This window comes from Streptomyces sp. NPDC005648, assembly GCF_040605395.1.
Classification (GTDB): Bacteria; Actinomycetota; Actinomycetes; order Streptomycetales; family Streptomycetaceae; genus Streptomyces.
This window is the reverse complement of sequence record NZ_JBEXCS010000025.1, coordinates 36779-55444: the sequence shown is the minus strand read 5'-3', so window position 1 is coordinate 55444 and position 18666 is coordinate 36779. Positions and strand designations below refer to the sequence as shown.

Below are 18666 nucleotides of genomic sequence, written 5' to 3'. Positions count from 1 at the left end.
GACCCACCAGGAGCCGCTATGACCCCCGAACACCCCTCCCATCTGCCCAGACGCGACCTGCTCGCCCTGGCCACGGCCACCGCAGCGGCCCTCGCCGGCCTGCCCGCCTTCACCGCCACGGCCGCCCCCGAGCGCCCCGCCGACTCACCGGCGAGTGCACACCACACCCTGTGGTGGCAGGCCCCCGCCGACGACACCTCGATGATCGAACAGGGCCTCCCCGTCGGCAACGGCCGCCTCGGCGCCCTCGCGAGCAACGACCCCGGCCGTGAACTCCTCCTCCTCACCGACGCCACCATGTGGACCGGGGGCCTCAACGACACCCTCGACGCCGACGGCCAGTTCCCCTACGGCCGCGACGACTTCGGCTCGCTCACCCTGCTCGCCCGGCTCACCGTCGACATCCCCGACCACGACCTCGGCGCCGTCTCCGGCTACCGCCGCACCCTCGACCTCGCCCAGGGCGTGGTGACGACGTCGTACCTCCGCTCGGGGGTGACGTACCGGCGGCAGATCTTCGCGAGCCGGCCCGACGACGTGATCGTCCTGCACTTCACCCAGAGCGGCGGCGGCAGCTACACCGGCACGGTGCAGCTGCGGGGCACCCATGGGGAGGAGGCCGCGACCTCCTTCGGCGCCGCGTTTCCCAACGGTCTGAAGTACGGGGCCGCCGTCACCGCCCACGGCAGGGGAGGCCGGGTCGCCGTCAGCGGGACGCGGATCGCCTTCTCGGGCTGCGAGGAACTCACCGTGGTCGTCACGGGCGGCACCGACTACGCGCCGGACGCGGCCAAGGGCTACCGCGACCCGTCCCTCGACCCGCTGCGGCTCGCCCGCGCCAAGGTCCGCGACGCGGCCGCCCACTCGGCGGACACCCTGCTGCGCACCCATGTCGCCGACCATCGTGCCCTGTTCGGGAGGTTCGACCTCTCGCTGGGAGAGTCCAGCGCCGAGCAGCGCTCCCTGGACACCTGGGAGCGGATCACCGCCCGCGCCCGGGACGGCGTGCCCGATCCCGAACTCGAAGCGGCCTATGTGCAGTTCGGCCGCTACCTGATGATCTCCGGTTCCCGCGGCAGCCTGCCGCTGGGGCTGCAGGGCCTGTGGCTGGACGGCAACGACCCCGCCTGGATGGGGGATTACCACACCGACATCAACATCCAGATGAACTACTGGATGGCCGACCGCGCGGGCCTGTCCTCCTGTTTCGACGCCTTCACCGACTACTGCGTCGCTCAGATGCCCTCATGGACCGACCTGACCCGCCGCCTGTTCAACGACCCCCGCAACCGCTACCGCAACTCGTCCGGGAAGAACGCCGGTTGGACCGTCGCCATCTCCACCAACCCCCACGGCGGAGGCGGCTGGTGGTGGCATCCGGCGGGCAACGCCTGGCTGTGCAACACCCTCTGGGAACACTACGAGTTCACCCGCTCGCGCTCCCATCTGGAGAAGATCTACCCCCTGCTCAAGGGCGCCTGCGAGTTCTGGGAGGCCCGGCTGCTGACGACCACCCTCCCGGGCACCTCCAAGGAGGTCCTGATCGCCGACAGCGACTGGTCACCCGAGCAGGGACCGCTCGACGCCAAGGGGATCACCTACGCCCAGGAACTGGTCTGGGCGCTCTTCGGCAACTACTGTGTCGCGGCGGCCGAGATCAAGAAGGACAGCGCCTACGCGGACACCGTCGCCGGCCTCCGCAAACGGCTCCATCTGCCCCAGGTCAGTCCGAAGACCGGCTGGCTGGAGGAGTGGATGTCGCCCGACAACCTGGGGGAGACCACCCACCGCCATCTCTCCCCGCTCATCGGCCTGTTCCCCGGCGACCGCATCCGCCCCGACGGCTCCACCCCGGCCGACATCGTCACCGGCGCCACCGCCCTGCTCACCGCGCGCGGCATGGAGAGCTTCGGCTGGGCCAACGCCTGGCGCAGCCTGTGCTGGGCCCGCCTCAAGAACGCCGACCGCGCCTACCAGCTGATCGTGAACAACCTCCGTCCGTCGGCCGACGGCGGCAACGGTACCGCCCCCAACCTCTTCGACATCTACCAACTCGGGCCGCACCACGGCGTCTTCCAGATCGACGCCAACTTCGGCACCCCCGCCGCGGTCACCGAGATGCTCCTCTACTCCCGCCCCGGCCATCTGGAACTCCTCCCGGCCCTCCCCGACGCCTGGGCCGCCGCCGGGTCCCTCACCGGAGCCCCGGCGCGCGGCGGATTCGTCGTCGACCTGAGCTGGAAGCACGGGAAGCCGACCGAGGTACGTATCCGCAGCGTGGGCGGGCGCACCACGACAGTGGCGTACGGCGGCGCATCCCGGACGGTGACCGTGGAACCCGGCGCATCGATGATCCTCCAGGACTTCACATGACGAGGGCCCGATTCGCCCGGGCCGCCCGGACGGCCGCGCTGCTCGTCCTGGCCGGCGCGGTCCAGGCGGCACCGGTGCACGCGGCCGACATCCGGCCCGGGTTCGCCGTACGGGGCGAACCCCTCGACCGCCATGACGTCGTCACCTGGGGCGCGAGCGCCGACCGGATGGGCGACGGCGTCGCCGACCGCGCCTATCGCCTCGTCGTGCACACCAGTGTCGGCGGCGCCGGTCTGCGCATCCGGCTCTCCAACGCCTTCGGGGACCGGCCGGTGACCTTCGACAGCGCCTACGCCGGCATCCGGCGGACCGGCGCCGCACTCGTCCCGGGCAGCAACCGCGCCCTGACCTTCGACGGCGCCCGGTCGGTCACCGTCCCCGCCGGTGCCATGGCGCTCAGCGACCCCCTGCCCGGCCGGCTGCCCGCCGCCACCGACCTCGTGATCAGCATCCACTCTCCAGACGCGGCGGGCCCGGCGACCGGCCACTGGATGGCCATGCAGACGTCGTACACCGCCCAGGGCGACCCCACCGCCGAGGAGGGCGCCGACGACTGGACCGGGACCACGGGCTCCTGGACCTATCTCGACGCCGTCTCCGTACGACCACCCGCGGGCACCGGCGCCGTCGTCGCCCTCGGCGACTCCATCACCGACGGCTGGCAGTCCACCAGCGACCTCGACCGCCGCTGGCCCGACTACCTCGCACGCCGGCTGCGGAAGAGCGACACGGACGTCAAGGGCGTCGCCGACGAGGGGATCTCCGGCAACAGGGTGCTCGCGGACGGCGCCGGACAGAGCGCCCTGAACCGCCTCGGGCGCGATGTCCTCTCCCTGCCGGGTGTCCGTACCGTCTTCCTCTTCGAGGGCGTCAACGACATCAAGGCCCATACCGGGGTCACCGCCCAGGACCTGATCACCGGCTACCGCGAGATCGCCGCGCGAGCCCACGCGGCGGGCAAGTGCGTCGTCGTCTCCACGGTCGGCCCCTTCAAGGGCTGGTCCGAATGGGACCCGGCCGCCGAGGCCGTACGCCAGGAGGTCAACACCTACCTCCGCGGCAGCGACGACTTCGACGCCGTCACCGACTTCGACCGCGTCCTGCGCAGCCCCTACGACCCCGAGCGCATCCTGCCCTTCTTCGACGGCGGCGACCATCTGCACCCCGACGACAAGGGCATGGCGGCGATGGCCGACGCGGTCGACCTCAGGAACCTCGACTGCGAAGGGGGGCCCTAGAACCCGGGTGCGACGGACCCGGGTGCGACGAGGCCCTGCCGGTAGGCGATCGCCACCGCCTCCGTACGGCTCGTCGCGCCCAACTTGGCCAGGATGTTGGACACATGCACGCTCGCCGTCTTGCCGGTGATGTACAGCTCCTCACCGATCTGCCGGTTGCTGCGGCCGAGGGCGAGCAGCCGCAGCACGTCCTGCTCGCGGGCGGTGAGCGGCGAGGTGCGGGTGTTGTCCGTGGGCTCGTCGGCGAGGCGGCCCCGGCGTATCAGCCCGTCCAGCCGCTCCAGCACGGGCGCCGCCGCGAGCCGCTTGGCCACCGCACGCGCCTCACTCGCCCCGGCGGCCGCCTCCTCCCGGCGCTCGGCCGCCAACAGGGCCTCCACATGGCCCACTTGGCAGCGCAGCCGCTCGTAGACGTCCCCGTACCCGAACGCGGCCACCGCCTTCTCCCAGGCCGCCGGGTCCGGTCCGGACACGGCGCGCGCCCACTCCGCCTCGGCGCGGGCCAGCCAGGCCTGTCCCTCCGGGCCCTGGGGCGTGCCGTTCTCGTCGCTGCCCGCCGTCTCGCGGGCCAGCTCGATCATCTCGTCGGCGGTTTCCTTCCAGCGCTGCGAACCGTCGCCGCCGAGGCGCAGTTCCGCCGCCGCGTCGGCCACCGCCGACAGCGCGAGCGCCGCCAGCCGCACCGAGGCGTAGGGCCGGGCCCCCGACTCGTCGGTCAGGGCCCGCACCGCGGCCCGCGTCCGCCGCACCGCCTCCTCGGGATCTCCCCGCAGCACGGCCGCCTCGGTCAGCGCGATCTCCGCGACCAGCGTGGCCATCCAGTCGAAAGGCCCCTTCAGCAGTGCCTCGGCGCGCTCGGCGGCTCCCAGGTCACCTCGGGCCAGGGCCACATAGAGGGCAGGCGCCAGCGCATAGCCGCCCGCCGCGGGCAGTACCGCCGCGTCGGTGGCCGCGGCCCGGACGCACTCGTCCCAGCGGCCCAGCGTGTACAGCACCAGCAGGTGCAGATACCGGATCTCCAGCGGATACGGCGACGACAGCAGTCCGGCCCGCCGGGCCCGGTCCAGCCCCTCGGTCACCCACGGCAGACAAGCCTCCAGGTCGCCGGACTCGAAGCAGCCCACGGCGAGGTTGAACAGGGCGCGCATCTCCACCGGCGCGTTCCCCGCCCGCCGGGCCAGCTCGCGGGCCTCCTTCAGGCGCTCGCGCCCCTCGGGCGAGCGCCGGCCGCCGCCCTCCAGGATCGCCAGGGAGATCAGGAGATCGGCCTGCGCGTCCGGCACCCCCAGCCGCTCCGCCACCCGCAGCGCCTCCCGGGCGACCCGTACCGCGGTCTCGTTCTCGCCGATGTGCCGGGCGGCCATCACATGGGTGGCCGCGGCCCACACCCAGGTCCTCGTCGGCGGCTCGGCGGGGATCAGCGCGAGGGCCTCGCTGCTGTAGGCGAAGGCGGCCGTGAGGTTGTCGACGCTCATCAGATTGCCGGCCAGTGTGTAGCGCACCCGGGCGGCGAGTTCGGAGTCCGCGTCCTGACCGATGCCCGCGAGCGCGGCCCGGTTGAGCGCCACCGCGCGATGCGAGTCACCGGCGTGCGCGGCCGCCGCCGAGGCGCGCAGGGTGAGCGTGATCCGGTCGACGCCCTCGCCCGAGGGCCGGGCCGCCGCGTCCACCGAGGCCCACAGGTCGAGCGCGGTCTCCAGATGGCGCAGCTCCTCGGCGGGCGCGCCCACCCGCTGGGCGTGACCGGCGGCCTCCAGCGAGGCGGCGAGCGCCTCCGCCAGGTCATGGCTCTCGCGGTAGTGGTGGGCGCGCTCGGCGGCGGTCTCACCCGGCTGACCCCGCCCCACGAGCAGCCGGGCGAAGGTGCCGTGCAGCCGGGCCCGTTCCCCCGGCAGCAGGTCCGCGTAGACCGCCTCGCGGGTCAGGGCGTGCCGGAAGGCGTAGGTGTCCCCGGCACCGGGAACCAGCAGCTGCCGCCCGATCGCCTCGCGCAGCGCGGACTCCAGCTCCTCCTCGGGCAGTCCGACGGCCGCCCGCAGCACCTCGTGTTCCACCCGCCGCCCCGCGACGGCGGCGGTGCGCAGCACCTGCTGGGCGGTGTCCGACAGCTGCTCGACCCGGATGAGCAGGACATCGGCCAGCCCGCTCGGCACCCCGCCCTCCTCCGCGTCCGTCGCCGCGACGAGTTCCTCGGCGTAGAAGGCGTTGCCCTCGGCCCGCTCGACGATGCGCAGGATGGTGGCATCCGGCAGCGGACGGTCCTGTACGGCCCGCACCAGCCGGGCCACCTCCCCGTCGGGCAGGGGGCGCAGCTCCAGCCGCTCCACCGCCGGCAGCCGCACCAGCTCGGCCAGCAGGGGCCGCAGCGGATGCCGCCGGTGCAGGTCATCGGCCCGGTAGGAGGCGAGGAGACCGAGCCGATGGGTCGGGGTACCGCCCGCGGACCGCTGCAGAATGCCCCGGCTGAGCAGGAACCGCAGCAGATCCCGGGACGACTGGTCCGCCCAGTGCAGATCCTCGAGGATCACCAGCAGGGGCGAGTGATCGGCGACGTCGGCGAGCAGCGCGGCCATGCCCTCGAAGAGCTCCAGCCGTCCGCCCGAGTCCACGCCCGAGCCGAGCAGCCGCCCCACGACAGGATGCGCGTCCAGGACACCGGCGAACCGCTCGTCCCCGGCGAGCACCCCGAGGATCTCCGTGAACGGCAGATACGGCAGCCCCACATCACCGAGATCGACACAGTGCCCGACCACCACGGTCATCCCGGCCCCGACGGCCCGCCCCGCGACCTCCCCGAGCACCCGCGTCTTGCCCACCCCGGCGTCCCCCGCCACGAGCACGGCTCCCGCCTCGCCCCGCCGGGCACGCTCCAGCACCTCGACCAGCCGTCCGACCTCCTCGCCACGACCGACCAACGGGCTGTTGAAGACGCTCTCAGTCACCCATACATCCTGGCACGCGCCACTGACAGCACTTCTGGATCTACGACCGCAGTACCCGGGCCCAGTCCGCCGGCACCCGCCCGGCGGGCCCCGGCGTGGGCTGATCCGCCGGATGACTGACCGGTGGAGCGAGTTCGGGCCCCGACTCGTACAACTGCGAACTCGAGAAGTCCCAGAACCATCCCTCACCCGGCTCGAAACTGCGGATCACCGGATGCCCCGTCTCCCGGAAGTGCGCGGTCGCGTGCTTCGAGGGGGAGTCGTCACAACACCCGATGTGCCCGCACTGGGCACAGCGCCGCAGATGGAACCACCACCCGCCCGCCGCGTCGCACTCCACACACCCGCTGCCGCTCGGCAAAACGCTCGGATCGATTCCGTCGGCGCTGCTCATTCGGACTCCTTGGGTGTCTCGTCGGCCGCGGCCGTCAGCGGTAGCAGGACCTGGAAGCGTGTGTCGCCGGGCTCGGACTCCACCTGAAGCGTGCCGTGGTGCTTGTTGACCACGATCCGCCAGGAGATGTCCAGCCCGAGCCCCGTGCCCTCACCCACCGGCTTGGTGGTGAAGAACGGATCGAAGATACGGCCGCGGATCTCCTGGGGCACCCCTGGCCCGGTGTCCCGGAACTCCACCAGCAGCTGCTCGTGCTCCAGCGCCGTCCGAACCGTCAACGTACCTTCGCCGCCCGCGCTGTTGATGGCGGAGACCGCGTTGTCGATCAGGTTGGTCCACACCTGGTTGAGCTCCGCCGGGTAGGCGGGGATCTTCGGGAGCGTACGGTCGTAGTCCTTGACGACCTCGATGCTCTGCCCGATCTTCCCGGAGAGCATCAGCAGGGTGCTGTCGAGGAGTTCGTGGACGTCGGCGACCTGGTACGGCGCCCGGTCCAGCTGCGAGTACTGCTTGGCGGCGTCGACGAGGTGCGAGATGCGGTCGGTGGAGTCGTTGATCTCGTCCATCAACAGCTCGGTCTCGACGGTGTAGTTGAGCCAGCCGATGGCGTTCGGCAGGATCTCCTCGTCCACGCAGGCCGCGATGTGGTCGAGCCAGTCCACGTCCAGGCCCGCCTGGACGAAGGTCGGTGCGATCCGCCAGCCGTCCTGGATGTCGTGGTCGTCGAGCCAGTCGCTGAGTTCGTCCTCCCGGTCGGACGCCTCCAGCGGGCTCAGCGCCGGTGCCTTGGCGACGCGTTCGGCGGTGCGTTCCTGGATGTCGATGAGGTTCGCCATGACCTCGGGGGCGTAGTTGCCCTGCGCGATGACGGCGAGCTTGTGCCGCATCTTGCCCACCCGCTCCCGCAGGGTCGCGGTGGCCCGGACGGCCGCGGCGGCGGGGTTGTTGAGCTCGTGTGTCAGGCCCGCCGACAACGAGCCGAGGGCCAGCAGCCGTTCGCGCTGACCGATCGCCCGCTGGGTGCTCTTGGAACCGAAGAAGAGCCCCTCCAGCAGATGGACCGCCATCGGGAACCACTCCTGCATGAAGTCCGAGAACTTCTCACCGGGCAGCACGAAGAACCGGGTCGGCTCGGTGACCCGCATGGAGTTGTTGTAGACCTGGGGGACCCGGTCCCCGAGGTAGGCCTGCATGGACCCCGCGTAGACCCCGCTCTGGGAGGTGCGGGTGACCTCCACGTCGTCGCCGCCGACACGACGGGACAGGACGACCGTGCCCTCGATCATGACGTAGAAGCAGGTGGCGGGGTCACCCTCGGCGTAGACCGGACCGGGCTCGAAGAGCTCGACCCGGCCCGCGGCGCACAACTGCCCCAGCTGGACGGGGTCGAGTTTCTCGAACAGGAACAGCGACCCTATCTCCGCCGCGTCGCACGGCATCAGCCGGCCGCTCACGACTGCTCCAGATACCGGTGGACGAGCATCACGGCCATGGCTCCCTCTCCGACGGCGGACGCGACGCGCTTGGCGGACTCGGCGCGCGCGTCGCCCGCCACGAACACGCCGGGGACATTGGTCTCCAGGTGGTACGGCGCCCGGTCCAGCTCCCAGCTCGCCGGCGGACGTCCGTCGGCGGTGAGGTCGGGTCCGGCCAGGATGAACCCGTGCTCGTCGCGCAGCACCGTGCCGTCCAGCCAGCCGGTCAGCGGGGCCGCGCCGATGAACACGAACATCCACTGCGCGTCGACGAGTTCGGTCTCGCCGGTGTCCACGTCGCGCAGGGTGAGCTGCTCCAGACGGCCCGAGCCGTGCGCCGACTCGACGACGGTACGCGCGCGGACCGAGATGTTGGGCGCCTCGTCGATCTGCTGGATCAGGTAGTACGACATCGACGCGGACAGGTCGGGCCCGCGCACCAGCAGCGTCACGGACTTGGCGCCCCGGGACAGGTACATCGCGGCCTGTCCGGCGGAGTTGGCGCCGCCGACGATGTACACGTCGTGGCCCTGGCAGGAGGACGCCTCGGTCAGCGCCGAACCGTAGAACACCCCGCAGCCGGTGAGGTCGTCGCAGCCGGGTGCCTCCAGCTGCCGGTAGGAGACACCGGTCGCCAGGATCACGCTGTGCGCGGCGACCGCCGAACCGTCCGAGAACCGCACGGTCCGCGCGGCCCCGTTGGCCTCCAGGCCCGTCACCTCGCGCGCGGTGAGGATCTCGGCGCCGAACTTCGCCGCCTGCCGCCGTGCCCGGTCGGTGAGCTGGGCGCCGGAGACGCCGTCGGGGAAGCCGAGGTAGTTCTCGATCCGTGAGCTCTGTCCGGCCTGTCCGCCGGTCGCCGAGCGCTCCACCAGCACGGTCCGCAGGCCTTCGGAGGCGCCGTACACGGCGGCCCCGAGCCCGGCCGGCCCGCCGCCGATCACGACGAGGTCGTAGAAGTCCTCCGCCGGTGTCGTCGCGAGGCCCACCCGCGCGGCCAGTTCGGGTGCCTCGGGCTCGACCAGCGGATCGCCGTCCGGGGTGATCACCAGGGGCAGCCGGTTCCCGTCCTGTCCGGCGGCGGAGAGCAGCCGTCTGCCCTCCGGTTCGTCGGCCGAGTACCAGCGGTAGGGCACCTGGTTGCGGGCCAGGAACTCCCGTACGTCCGACGAGCGCGCCGACCAGCGGTGACCGACGACCTTGGTGCTGGGCACCGGCCGGAAGTCACTGCACCGCCACGCCTCCAGGAGGTCGTCCAGGACCGGATAGAGCTTCTCCTCCGGAGGGTCCCAGGGCTTGAGCAGATAGTGGTCGAGGTCGACGACGTTGATCGCGTCGATCGCCGCGTTCGTGTCCGCGTACGCCGTCAGCAGGACGCGCCGGGCGCCCGGATAGACGTCCAGGGCCTGTTCGAGGAACTCGATGCCGTTCATCTGGGGCATGCGGTAGTCGGCCAGGATCACCGCCACCAGGTCACCGCGCAGCTTCAGCTCGCGCAGCGCGTCCAGCGCGGACTCGCCGGACTCCGCGCGCACCACGCGGTAGGACTCGCCGTAGCGCCGCCGCAGGTCCCGGGCGACGGCCCGGGACACTCCCGGATCGTCGTCCACGGTCATGATCACGGTCCGCGCTGCGTCGGACGCCTGGGCCATACGTCTCCACCCCGAGGTCGGAATGACGGCACGGCATCCCCGTACCGCGCCGACTCCCGCCCATCGTATGTTCGATCGCCCCGGTTCGCTCCGGATAAGGCTCCGGGCGACCAAGATCACCCCGGTTCAGCTCCGCCGTGAACCGAGCACGCAGAACTCGTTGCCCTCCGGGTCCGTCAGCACCACCCAGGACTCGTCACCGGCCTGCCCGACGTCCGCGCGCCGCGCTCCGAGGGCGAGCAGCCGGGTCACCTCCGCGTCCCGGTCGTCGGGCCGGAAGTCCAGATGCAGCCGGTTCTTGGTCGTCTTGGCTTCGGGCACCGGCACGAACAGCAGTCCCGGCATCCGGTCCTTCTCGGGCCGGATCTCGAACTCGTCGGCCGCGTCATTGACCACGACCCACCCGAGTGCCTCGGTCCACCACCGTCCGAGGGCGACGGGATCGGCCGCGTCCACGATCACCTGCTCCCACTGCAAGGCCATGGGGCAAGAGTAGAGAAGACTGTCGCGAACGGCATGACCACGACACTGAGAGGCAACCGCATGACGCGCCCGATCACCGCAGGGATCGACGGAACCGAGGAGAGCCTGGCCGCGCTGGACTGGGCGGCCCGGGAGGCGGTCCGCCGGGGACTTCCGCTACGGGTGGTGCAGGCCTGGCGGTTCCAGCCGTACGAGGGGATCGACGCCGCCGATCGGGAGACGCAGGCGGGCTGGGTGCGGGACGCGCTCGCCGAGGCGGCCCGGGCAGTCACCGCGCGGTACTCCGGCCTGGAGGTGACCGCGGACCTGCTGGCGGGGGAGACGGTGGACGCGCTGGTCGGCGCGGCGGCGGAGGCCGAACTGCTGGTGCTGGGCTCACGCGGGCACGGGCCGGTCGTCGGGTTCCTGCTCGGGTCGGTCGGGCAGCAGGTCATCGCCGAGGCGACCCGTCCGGTGGTCCTGGTACGGGCCGGGGACCAGCCCTCGGCCGAGGCGGCGGGCCGCGAGATCGTCGTCGGCCAGCAGGGCGAGCCGGACGACAGCGCCGAGACGCTGCGGTTCGCGTTCGAGACCGCGGCCGCCCGCGGGGCCACGGTGCGGGCGGTACGGGCCTGGACGCTGCCGCCGGTGTTCGCCTACAGCCCGGCCTCCATGAAGCTCCTCGACGAGGCCGGGGGACTGGAGCCGTACGAGAGGAAGGCGCTCGGCGCGGCCCTCGAGCCGTGGCGGGAGCGGTTCCCGGACGTCCCCGTGGTCGAGCACGTGGAGCTCGGCAGCGCGGGGCAGGTGCTGCTGTCGGTGGCCGCGCGGGCGCAGCTGATGGTCGTCGGCCGCCGCGTCCGCCGTACGGCGGTGGGCGCGCGGATCGGCTCGGTGGCGCACGGGGTGCTGCACCACGCGGACTGCCCGGTGGCCGTGGTGCCGCACACCTGAGTCACTCGGCGACGGTGGGCTGCAGGGTCTCGCGGGCCGTGGGCAGGATGTTCGTGATGTAGTCCTCGACGGCCACGTCCAGGCCGATGTCGTGCTGGGCCCGCTCGGACAGGTACCAGCGGTGTTCCAGCAGCTCGTGGTAGATCTCGGCCGCGTCCATGGTGCCGCGCAGTTCGAGCGGCACCGCCCGCACGGTGGGCCGGAAGACGTCCCGCACCCAGCGGTGGGCCAGCACCTCGGGGCGGGCGGTGAGGGGGTCGCCCGGGGCGTGGTCGTCCTGGGTGGCCATCCAGCTCTCCAGGTCGTTCAGCAGCCGTCTGGCCTGGTTCTCCTCGGCGTCCAGGCCGGTCAGGCGCAGGAGCTGGCGCTGGTGGTGACCGGCGTCGACGACCTTGGGCACGAAGGTGACCGTGTCGCCGTTCGAGGAGTGCTCGATCTGCATCTCGGCCACGTCGAAGCCGAGGTCGTTCAGCCGGCGGATCCGGTGTTCGATGTACTGGTACTTGCCGGCCGGGTAGACGGAGGTGCGGGTCAGCTCCTCCCACAGCGCGCCGTAACGCGCGCAGATCTCCATGCCGAACTCGACCGGGTCCACCGACGGGTGCAGTGCCCCGGATGCCTCCAGGTCCAGCAGCTCTCCGCTGATGTTGACGCGGGCGAGGTCGAGGTCGTACTCCCGCTGCCCGGTGCTGAGCTGGGGGTGCAGATCGCCGGTCTCGGCGTCCACCAGGTAGGCGGCGTAGGCGCCGGCGTCCCGTCGGAACAGGGTGTTGGACAGGGAGCAGTCGCCCCACGCGAACCCGGCCAGGTGCAGGCGCACCAGCAGGACCGCGAGGGCGTCCATGAGGCGGTGCATGGTGGCCGGCCGCATGGTCGTCTCGAACATCGAGCGGTACGGCTGTGATCCGCGCAGATGACGGGTGATCAGGACCGGCTCCAGCGGGGCGTCCTCGGCGTCGGTGCGGCCGGTGACCACGGCCAGCGGATCGACCGCGGGGATGGAGAGCCGGTCCAGGTCGCGCAGCAGCTCGTACTCGCGCAGCGCGGGCCGTTCGGCGAGCTCCTTGACGGCGATGACCTCGTCCCCGGCGCGGGCGTAGCGGACGACGTGGCGGGAGATGCCGCGCGGCAGCGGGACCAGGTACTCCTCCGGCCACTCCTCCAGCGGCAGATGCCACGGCAGGGCCAGCAGGAGCGCGGGGTGCTCCGGGTTGGTCGCGCTGATCTGCAGTGCCATGGCTCGCGTGTCCTTGCCTCGCGGGTGATCGTCACCTCACCTTAAAGGGCGCGCTCCTTGGCCTGAAGTGCCGCTTCACGGATCGGACCGCGGTGGGCCGGCCCGTGCCCGGGCAGCAGCAGTTCGCCCTCCAGTTCGGCGATCACGTCGAGCGAGGCCACGGCCCGGGCGCGCTCGTGCTGGAACATGTCGGGCAGCAGCTGCGGACCCAGGACGCGCGAGGTGGGGTGGGCGGTGCCGATCGCGTCACCCGCGACGACCACACCGGCGTCCGGCAGATGGAAGACCACATGCCCGTCGGTGTGGCCCGGTGTGTGCACCGGGACCGGCCGGCCCGGCAGGTCGAGCGCGCCCGGTACGGGGAACGCCTCGCAAGCCGCGACGGGCACCTCGGCCATGCCGCCGACGCGCAGGGTGTGCAGCGCCCACGGCAGCACGCCCGGCCGCCAGCTGTTGCGCACCACCTGCCCGACGCTCACCTGCTGCAGGAACTCCCGCCGGGCGTGCGGCACCTCGGCCGCGTGGAGATAGACGGGCGTGCCGTAGGCGCAGCGCAGGAACTCGGCGGACCCCAGATGGTCGTTGTGCGCGTGGGTGATCAGCACGGCCGCGACCGCCTCCGGCGCACTGCCGACCGCCGCGAGGGAGGCCAGCAGCTGCTGCCGGTCCCCGAGATAGCCGGTGTCGACCAGGGTGACCTCGTCCCCGTCCGCGAGGACCACCCAGTTGGTGTTGCTGCCGTGCACCAGATGAATACCGTCGGCGATCTGCCGCACCTCTGCCTGCATGGCCTCAGCAAAGCAGACCGGGGCCCGACCGGAGGCGTCGGGTCCGCGCCAACCTCAGGCGCCTTCGGCAGGAGGAAGGGCGGCCTCCGGCACCGTCCGCCGGAGGCCGCCCCCGCGTGCGCCCGAAGCGGCCGCCTCTCCGCCTCAGCGCACGCCGTGCGGGCGGAACTGGATGCTGATGCGCGGTCCCGAGGCCCGTGTGCTCTTGGGTACGCAGTGCTCCCAGGTCCGCTGGCAGGAGCCGCCCATGACGATCAGATCTCCGTGCCCCAGCGGCCGGCGGAGTGTCTCGCCCCCGCCCACCGGGCGCAGCAGCAGATCGCGCGGGGCGCCCACGGAGAGGATGGCGACCATGGTGTCCTGCCGTGCGCCGCGCCCGATCCGGTCGCCGTGCCAGGCCACGCTGTCCCGGCCGTCGCGGTAGTGGCACAGACCGGCCGTGGTGAAGGGTTCGCCCAGCTCGTCGGCGTAGTGCGCGCTGAGCGCCGCCCGCGCCTCGTCCAGCACCGGATGCGGCAAGGGGTCGCCCGCGCCGTAGAACGCCAGCAGCCGCGGTACGTCCACGACGTGGTCGTACATGGCGCGGCGCTCCGCCCGCCACGGCACGTCGGCGGCCAGTTGTTCGAACAGCGTGTCCGAACCGGCCAGCCATCCGGGCAGCACGTCGATCCAGGCGCCGCGCCCGAGCCGCGTCCGCCGGATCCCGTCGAGGGGGCCGAGACGCAGCTCGTCGGTCTGGTCGAAGAGCGAGCCCTGGAGGTGCCTGGTCATGCTTCCAGCGTACTCCTAATCGAAAATATGTTCCCAAGGCATCTCGGGGGCGTGGGGAGACCTTTCGATACATCGGTGTATCGGATACATTCCCGTATCGAACGGCTCCCCTGTCGAACGGAGGACCGGTATGGCGGTCGAGGAGACGACGCGGCGGGTGACCAGGCGCCGGGTGCGCACACGTGCGAACCTGCTCGACGCGGCCTTCGCGGTGTTTGCGGCCAAGGGCTTCGGACGGGTCTCCATCGAGGAGGTCTGTGAGGCCGCCGGATACAGCAGGGGCGCCTTCTACTCGAACTTCGACAGCCTGGACGAGCTGTTCTTCGCGCTCTACCAGCAGCGCGCCGACCTGATCGCCGAGCAGGTCGCCGGCGCCCTGGCCCTGGACGGCCCCGACCTCGACGTACCGTCCGCCGTGGACCGGGTCACCGAGGTGCTGCTCCTCGACCTGGACTGGCTCCTGGTGAAGACCGACTTCCTGGTGCACGCCGCCCGCGACGCACAGGTCGCCGAGACGCTGCTCGAACACCGGGCACGGCTGCGGCGGGCGGTCGCCGACCGGCTGGCCCGCGCCCAGGGCTTCCCCCGGCTGCCCGCCGTCCTCGGCGACGTGGACGGCGCGGCCCATGCCGTGGTCGCCGCCTACGACGGAGTCACCACCCAACTCCTGCTGGACAAGGACGTCGAGCACGCCCGCGTCTGGCTGAAGCAGCTCCTCACCGCGCTGTTGACCGACGGCAGCGGCAACAACCCCCAGCGCGCTCACTGAGAAAGGGAACGGTCGCCATGGATGCGGACGTCATCGTCGTCGGAGCGGGCCTCGCGGGCCTGGTCGCTGCGCACGAACTCACCAGCAGGGGGCGGCGGGTCGCCCTGGTCGACCAGGAGAACGCCGCCAACCTCGGCGGCCAGGCGTTCTGGTCCTTCGGCGGGCTCTTCCTCGTCGACTCCCCGGAACAGCGCCGCCTCGGCATCAAGGACTCCTTCGACCTGGCCTGGAGCGACTGGCAGGGCAGCGCGCGGTTCGACCGGACGGACGACGAGGACTCCTGGGCGGTGCGCTGGGCGCGCGCCTACGTCGAGTGGGCGGCGGGGGAGAAGCGGCCCTGGCTGGAGAGCCACGGCATCAAGCTGCTGCCGACCGTCGGCTGGGCCGAGCGCGGCGACCTGCGCGCGGACGGACACGGCAACTCCGTGCCCCGCTTCCATGTGACCTGGGGGACCGGTACGGGTGTCGTCGAACCCTTCGTGAACTCCGCGAAGCAGGCCGCGCGTGACGGGCTGCTCACCTTCCACCACCGCCACCAGGTCGACGAGCTCGTCATCGAGGACGGCACCGCCCGCGGCGTGCGCGGCACGGTACTCGCCGCGGACGACTCGGCCCGCGGTGTCGCCTCCAGCCGCGACCGCGTCGGCGACTTCGAGCTCACCGCCCAGGCCGTCGTCGTCACCACCGGTGGCATCGGCGCCAACCACGACATCGTCCGCCGCTACTGGCCCGAGCGCCTGGGCACCCCGCCCACCGAGATGGTCACCGGCGTACCCGCCTACGTCGACGGCCGCATGCTCGACATCAGCGCGCGGGCGGGCGTACGCCTGGTCAACCGCGACCGTATGTGGCACTACACCGAGGGCGTGCGGAACTGGGACCCGATCTGGCCCGGCCACGGCATCCGCATCCTGCCCGGCCCGTCCTCGATGTGGTTCGACGCCCTCGGCCGGCGCCTGCCCGACCCCTGTCTGCCGGGCTACGACACCCTCGGCACCCTCCGGCATCTGCGCACCACCGAGGACATCGCCGACCACGACCACTCCTGGTTCGTCCTCACCCAGAAGATCGTCGAGAAGGAGTTCGCGCTGTCGGGCTCCGAGCAGAACCCGGACATCACCGCCAAGGACAGGGCCGCGGTGCTGAAGAACCGTCTCGGCAAGGGCGCCCCGGCCCCGGTGGACGCCTTCCTGCGCAAGGGCGCCGACTTCGTGACCGCCCCGAACCTGGAGCAGCTGGTCGCCAGGATGAACGAGCTGACGGACAAGCCGCTCCTCGACGCGGCCGAGCTGCGCCGCCAGATCGAGGCCCGCGACCTGCAGATGGCCAACCCGTACAGCAAGGACTCCCAGGTCCAGGGCATCCGCAACGCCCGCCGCTACATCGGCGACCGGCTCGGCCGCGTCGCGACCCCGCACCGCATCCTCGACCCCGCGGCCGGCCCCCTCATCGGCGTCAAGCTGCACGTCCTGACCCGCAAGACGCTCGGGGGCGTCCAGACCGACCTCGACTCCCGCGCCCTCGGCGCCGACGGCGCCCCGATCGAGGGCCTGTACGCGGCCGGCGAGGTCGCCGGCTTCGGCGGTGGAGGCGTCCACGGCTACAACGCGCTGGAGGGCACCTTCCTCGGCGGCTGTCTCTTCTCCGGGCGGGCCGCGGGGCGGGCGGCGGCGCAGCAGACGCGCTGAGGTCTCACGACCGCAGAAGGCGGGCCAGCACGGTCGCGTGGCTCTCGTCGGGAGTCTTCGACGCCGTCAGCAGGGTGATCGTGCCCCGGCCCGCCAACTCCCGCACATGGCCGAGGAGTTCCGACGCCTCCGGCCCACTCAGCTCGGCCTCGTAACGGCTTGCGAACTCCTCGTACGACCCCTCGCCCGCGTGATACCACCGGCGCAGCTCGGTCGACGGGGTGAGGGCCCTCGGCCACTCGTCGACACGCGCCGCCTCCTTCTTCAGGCCGCGCGGCCACAGCCGGTCCACCAGGACGCGCACGCCGTCGTCCGGCTCGGGCGGGTCGTAGACGCGTCGTACACGCACGCTCACGGTCGGGCCTCTCTCGGGTGGCGGATGCCGCCGAGGGTAGTGCGGGAAATTCGGGTGACGCTGGGTGACTTGGCCAAAAGGAGGAGGAATCCCAGTCGTTCGGCTCTCTAGCCTGGGGCCGACCGATCAACGCCATCCCCCAGGAGCGCACGTGAGGCAATCCCGATCCCGTTCACGGATCGTCAGACACACCGCCGTGACCATGACGGTCCCCGTCGCCGTGGCGGCCCTGCTCGCCGGCGCGGGCACCGCGGTCGCCGTCGACACCGGAGCGCCGGGCGTCGGCGACCCCTACTTCCCGCTCGCGGGCGACGGCGGCTACCACGTCGAGCACTACGACCTGACTCTCCGTTACGACCCGGCGAGCCACCACCTCGACGGCACCGCGGTCCTCACCGCCCGCGCCACCCAGCGGCTGACCCGCTTCGACCTCGACCTCAAGGGCCTGAAGGTCGCCGGTGTGACGGTCGACCGCACCCGGGCCGCCTTCCGCCGCGACGGACAGGAACTCGTCGTCACCCCGCGCCACGCCCTGCGCAAGGGCCAGGAGTTCCGCGTCAAGGTCACCTACAGCGGCACCCCCAAGCAGGTCACCGACCCCGACGGCTCACCCGACGGCTGGATCACCACCGACGACGGCGCCTTCGTCGCCGGGGAGCCGCAGGGCGCGATGACCTGGTTCCCGGGGAACAACCACCCCAAGGACAAGTCCTCGTACGACATCACGATCACCGTCCCCAAGGACCGTACCGCCGTCTCCAACGGGACCCTCCTCTCGCGGCGGACCGCGCACGGCAGGACCACCTTCCACTGGCGCGAGCGTGAGCCCATGGCCACCTACCTCGCCACCGCGACCGTCGGGAAGTTCAAGGTCGAGCACTACACCACCGCCGACGGCATCCGCGTCTACAACGCCGTCGACCCGCGTGAGGCGGCCGCCGCGGCCCCGGTCCTCAAGAAGCTGCCCTCCGTCCTCGCCTGGGAGAGCAAGCTGTTCGGACCGTACCCGTACCGCGACGCCGGATCGATCGTCGACAAGGCGCCCGACGTCGGATTCGCCCTGGAGACCCAGACCCGGCCTCTCTACGACTCGGCGCCCGACCTGAGCACCCTGGTCCACGAGAACGCCCACCAGTGGTTCGGCGACTCCGTCTCGCTGACCACCTGGAAGGACATCTGGCTCAACGAGGGCTTCGCGACGTACGCCGAGTGGCTCTACGGCGAACAGCACGGCGGCGACAGCGCGCAGAAGACCTTCGACTCCCTCTACGCCCGCCCCACCAGCGACGACCTGTGGTCCTTCCCGCCCGGCAACCCCGGCAGCGGCGCCAACATCTTCGGCACCCCCGTCTACGCCCGCGGCGCCATGGCCCTGCACGAACTGCGCGAGGCCGTCGGCGACCCGGTGTTCTTCCGCATCCTGCGCGCCTGGGCGGCCGAGCACCGGGGCGGACACGGAACGACGGCTCAGTTCACGAAGCTCGCCGAGCGGGAGTCCGGCAAGGATCTGCACCCCCTGTTCCAGACCTGGCTCTACCAACAGGGCAAGCCCAACAAGGCCTAGAAGC

15 protein-coding genes are annotated in these 18666 nt (G+C 71.9%); 6 read left to right on the top strand and 9 right to left on the bottom strand.

What is annotated here, in order from left to right; all coding sequences use genetic code 11:
• The first annotated feature begins 18 nt into the window (after positions 1–18).
• Together ABZT17_RS17105 and ABZT17_RS17100 are read left to right on the top strand one after the other, a co-directional pair.
• Positions 19–2373, top strand: coding sequence for a glycoside hydrolase N-terminal domain-containing protein (locus tag ABZT17_RS17105; RefSeq protein ID WP_356349406.1), 2355 nt, complete (start codon positions 19–21; stop codon positions 2371–2373).
• Positions 2370–3611 carry an SGNH/GDSL hydrolase family protein gene (locus tag ABZT17_RS17100; protein WP_356349404.1) on the top strand — a complete coding sequence of 414 codons (1242 nt, stop codon included), beginning with the start codon at positions 2370–2372 and terminating at the stop codon, positions 3609–3611. Before ABZT17_RS17105 ends, ABZT17_RS17100 begins: the two co-directional genes overlap by 4 nt.
• Here ABZT17_RS17100 and ABZT17_RS17095 read toward each other — a convergent pair.
• The 5 genes from ABZT17_RS17095 to ABZT17_RS17075 all read right to left on the bottom strand — a co-directional run bounded on the left by ABZT17_RS17095 (position 3608) and on the right by ABZT17_RS17075 (position 10557).
• Positions 3608–6553: an AAA family ATPase gene (locus ABZT17_RS17095; protein ID WP_356349402.1), complete on the bottom strand. Its 2946-nt coding sequence runs from the start codon at positions 6551–6553 to the stop codon at positions 3608–3610. The two genes, ABZT17_RS17100 and ABZT17_RS17095, sit on opposite strands and share 4 nt — an antisense overlap.
• 40 nt (positions 6554–6593) lie before the next feature.
• A complete protein-coding gene (locus tag ABZT17_RS17090; RefSeq protein ID WP_356349400.1) occupies positions 6594–6947 on the bottom strand; it encodes a UBP-type zinc finger domain-containing protein in 354 nt (117 codons plus the stop codon).
• The gene (locus ABZT17_RS17085) at positions 6944–8401 is read right to left on the bottom strand and encodes an ATP-binding protein (RefSeq protein WP_356349398.1); all 1458 of its coding nucleotides are present in this window, start codon (positions 8399–8401) and stop codon (positions 6944–6946) included. The genes ABZT17_RS17090 and ABZT17_RS17085 overlap by 4 nt, the downstream gene beginning before the upstream one ends.
• Complete coding sequence (locus tag ABZT17_RS17080; RefSeq protein WP_356349396.1) at positions 8398–10074, bottom strand: FAD-dependent oxidoreductase; 1677 nt, start codon at positions 10072–10074, stop codon at positions 8398–8400. The genes ABZT17_RS17085 and ABZT17_RS17080 overlap by 4 nt, the downstream gene beginning before the upstream one ends.
• A 126-nt stretch (positions 10075–10200) precedes the next feature.
• Entirely contained in the window at positions 10201–10557 is a 357-nt protein-coding gene (locus ABZT17_RS17075; protein ID WP_356349394.1) for a VOC family protein, read from the bottom strand.
• Between the two features lie 60 nt (positions 10558–10617).
• On the opposite strand from ABZT17_RS17075, the gene ABZT17_RS17070 reads away from it, so the two are divergent.
• On the top strand, positions 10618–11490 hold the full coding sequence (locus ABZT17_RS17070; RefSeq protein ID WP_356349497.1) for a universal stress protein: 873 nt from the start codon (positions 10618–10620) through the stop codon (positions 11488–11490).
• Position 11491: 1 nt separating this feature from the next.
• Here the strand turns inward: ABZT17_RS17070 and ABZT17_RS17065 are convergent, their stop codons facing one another.
• From ABZT17_RS17065 to ABZT17_RS17055, 3 genes are all read right to left on the bottom strand, one after another.
• Positions 11492–12727 (bottom strand): DUF4032 domain-containing protein, encoded by a 1236-nt coding sequence (locus tag ABZT17_RS17065; RefSeq protein ID WP_356349392.1) that lies wholly within the window; start codon positions 12725–12727, stop codon positions 11492–11494.
• Positions 12728–12768: 41 nt separating this feature from the next.
• A complete protein-coding gene (locus ABZT17_RS17060) occupies positions 12769–13515 on the bottom strand; it encodes an MBL fold metallo-hydrolase (protein WP_356349390.1) in 747 nt (248 codons plus the stop codon).
• Positions 13516–13659: 144 nt separating this feature from the next.
• Complete coding sequence (locus tag ABZT17_RS17055) at positions 13660–14286, bottom strand: alpha-ketoglutarate-dependent dioxygenase AlkB (protein WP_356349388.1); 627 nt, start codon at positions 14284–14286, stop codon at positions 13660–13662.
• A 130-nt stretch (positions 14287–14416) separates the two neighbouring features.
• Here ABZT17_RS17055 and ABZT17_RS17050 point away from each other — a divergent pair, with 130 nt between their 5' ends.
• Positions 14417–15055 carry a TetR/AcrR family transcriptional regulator gene (locus tag ABZT17_RS17050; RefSeq protein WP_356349386.1) on the top strand — a complete coding sequence of 213 codons (639 nt, stop codon included), beginning with the start codon at positions 14417–14419 and terminating at the stop codon, positions 15053–15055.
• 17 nt (positions 15056–15072) lie between these two features.
• Positions 15073–16743, top strand: a complete 1671-nt coding sequence (locus tag ABZT17_RS17045) for an FAD-binding dehydrogenase (RefSeq protein ID WP_356349383.1) — start codon at positions 15073–15075, stop codon at positions 16741–16743.
• Positions 16744–16747: 4 nt separating this feature from the next.
• Here the strand turns inward: ABZT17_RS17045 and ABZT17_RS17040 are convergent, their stop codons facing one another.
• A complete protein-coding gene (locus ABZT17_RS17040) occupies positions 16748–17098 on the bottom strand; it encodes a DUF488 family protein (protein WP_356349381.1) in 351 nt (116 codons plus the stop codon).
• Positions 17099–17300: 202 nt separating this feature from the next.
• On the opposite strand from ABZT17_RS17040, the gene ABZT17_RS17035 reads away from it, so the two are divergent.
• Complete coding sequence (locus tag ABZT17_RS17035; protein WP_356349494.1) at positions 17301–18662, top strand: M1 family metallopeptidase; 1362 nt, start codon at positions 17301–17303, stop codon at positions 18660–18662.
• Positions 18663–18666: the final 4 nt, after the last annotated feature.

What these genes read in the sequence shown, in the direction of transcription:
- ABZT17_RS17035 (WP_356349494.1), top strand. Translation starts at nt 17,301, where the DNA reads ATGACGGTCCCCGTCGCCGTGGCGGCCCTGCTCGCCGGCGCGGGCACC.
- ABZT17_RS17050 (WP_356349386.1), top strand. Translation starts at nt 14,417, where the DNA reads ATGGCGGTCGAGGAGACGACGCGGCGGGTGACCAGGCGCCGGGTGCGC.
- ABZT17_RS17105 (WP_356349406.1), top strand. Translation starts at nt 19, where the DNA reads ATGACCCCCGAACACCCCTCCCATCTGCCCAGACGCGACCTGCTCGCC.
- ABZT17_RS17090 (WP_356349400.1), bottom strand. Translation starts at nt 6,947, where the DNA reads ATGAGCAGCGCCGACGGAATCGATCCGAGCGTTTTGCCGAGCGGCAGC.
- ABZT17_RS17080 (WP_356349396.1), bottom strand. Translation starts at nt 10,074, where the DNA reads ATGGCCCAGGCGTCCGACGCAGCGCGGACCGTGATCATGACCGTGGAC.
- ABZT17_RS17065 (WP_356349392.1), bottom strand. Translation starts at nt 12,727, where the DNA reads ATGGCACTGCAGATCAGCGCGACCAACCCGGAGCACCCCGCGCTCCTG.
- ABZT17_RS17055 (WP_356349388.1), bottom strand. Translation starts at nt 14,286, where the DNA reads ATGACCAGGCACCTCCAGGGCTCGCTCTTCGACCAGACCGACGAGCTG.
- ABZT17_RS17045 (WP_356349383.1), top strand. Translation starts at nt 15,073, where the DNA reads ATGGATGCGGACGTCATCGTCGTCGGAGCGGGCCTCGCGGGCCTGGTC.
- ABZT17_RS17100 (WP_356349404.1), top strand. Translation starts at nt 2,370, where the DNA reads ATGACGAGGGCCCGATTCGCCCGGGCCGCCCGGACGGCCGCGCTGCTC.
- ABZT17_RS17075 (WP_356349394.1), bottom strand. Translation starts at nt 10,557, where the DNA reads ATGGCCTTGCAGTGGGAGCAGGTGATCGTGGACGCGGCCGATCCCGTC.
- ABZT17_RS17060 (WP_356349390.1), bottom strand. Translation starts at nt 13,515, where the DNA reads ATGCAGGCAGAGGTGCGGCAGATCGCCGACGGTATTCATCTGGTGCAC.
- ABZT17_RS17070 (WP_356349497.1), top strand. Translation starts at nt 10,618, where the DNA reads ATGACGCGCCCGATCACCGCAGGGATCGACGGAACCGAGGAGAGCCTG.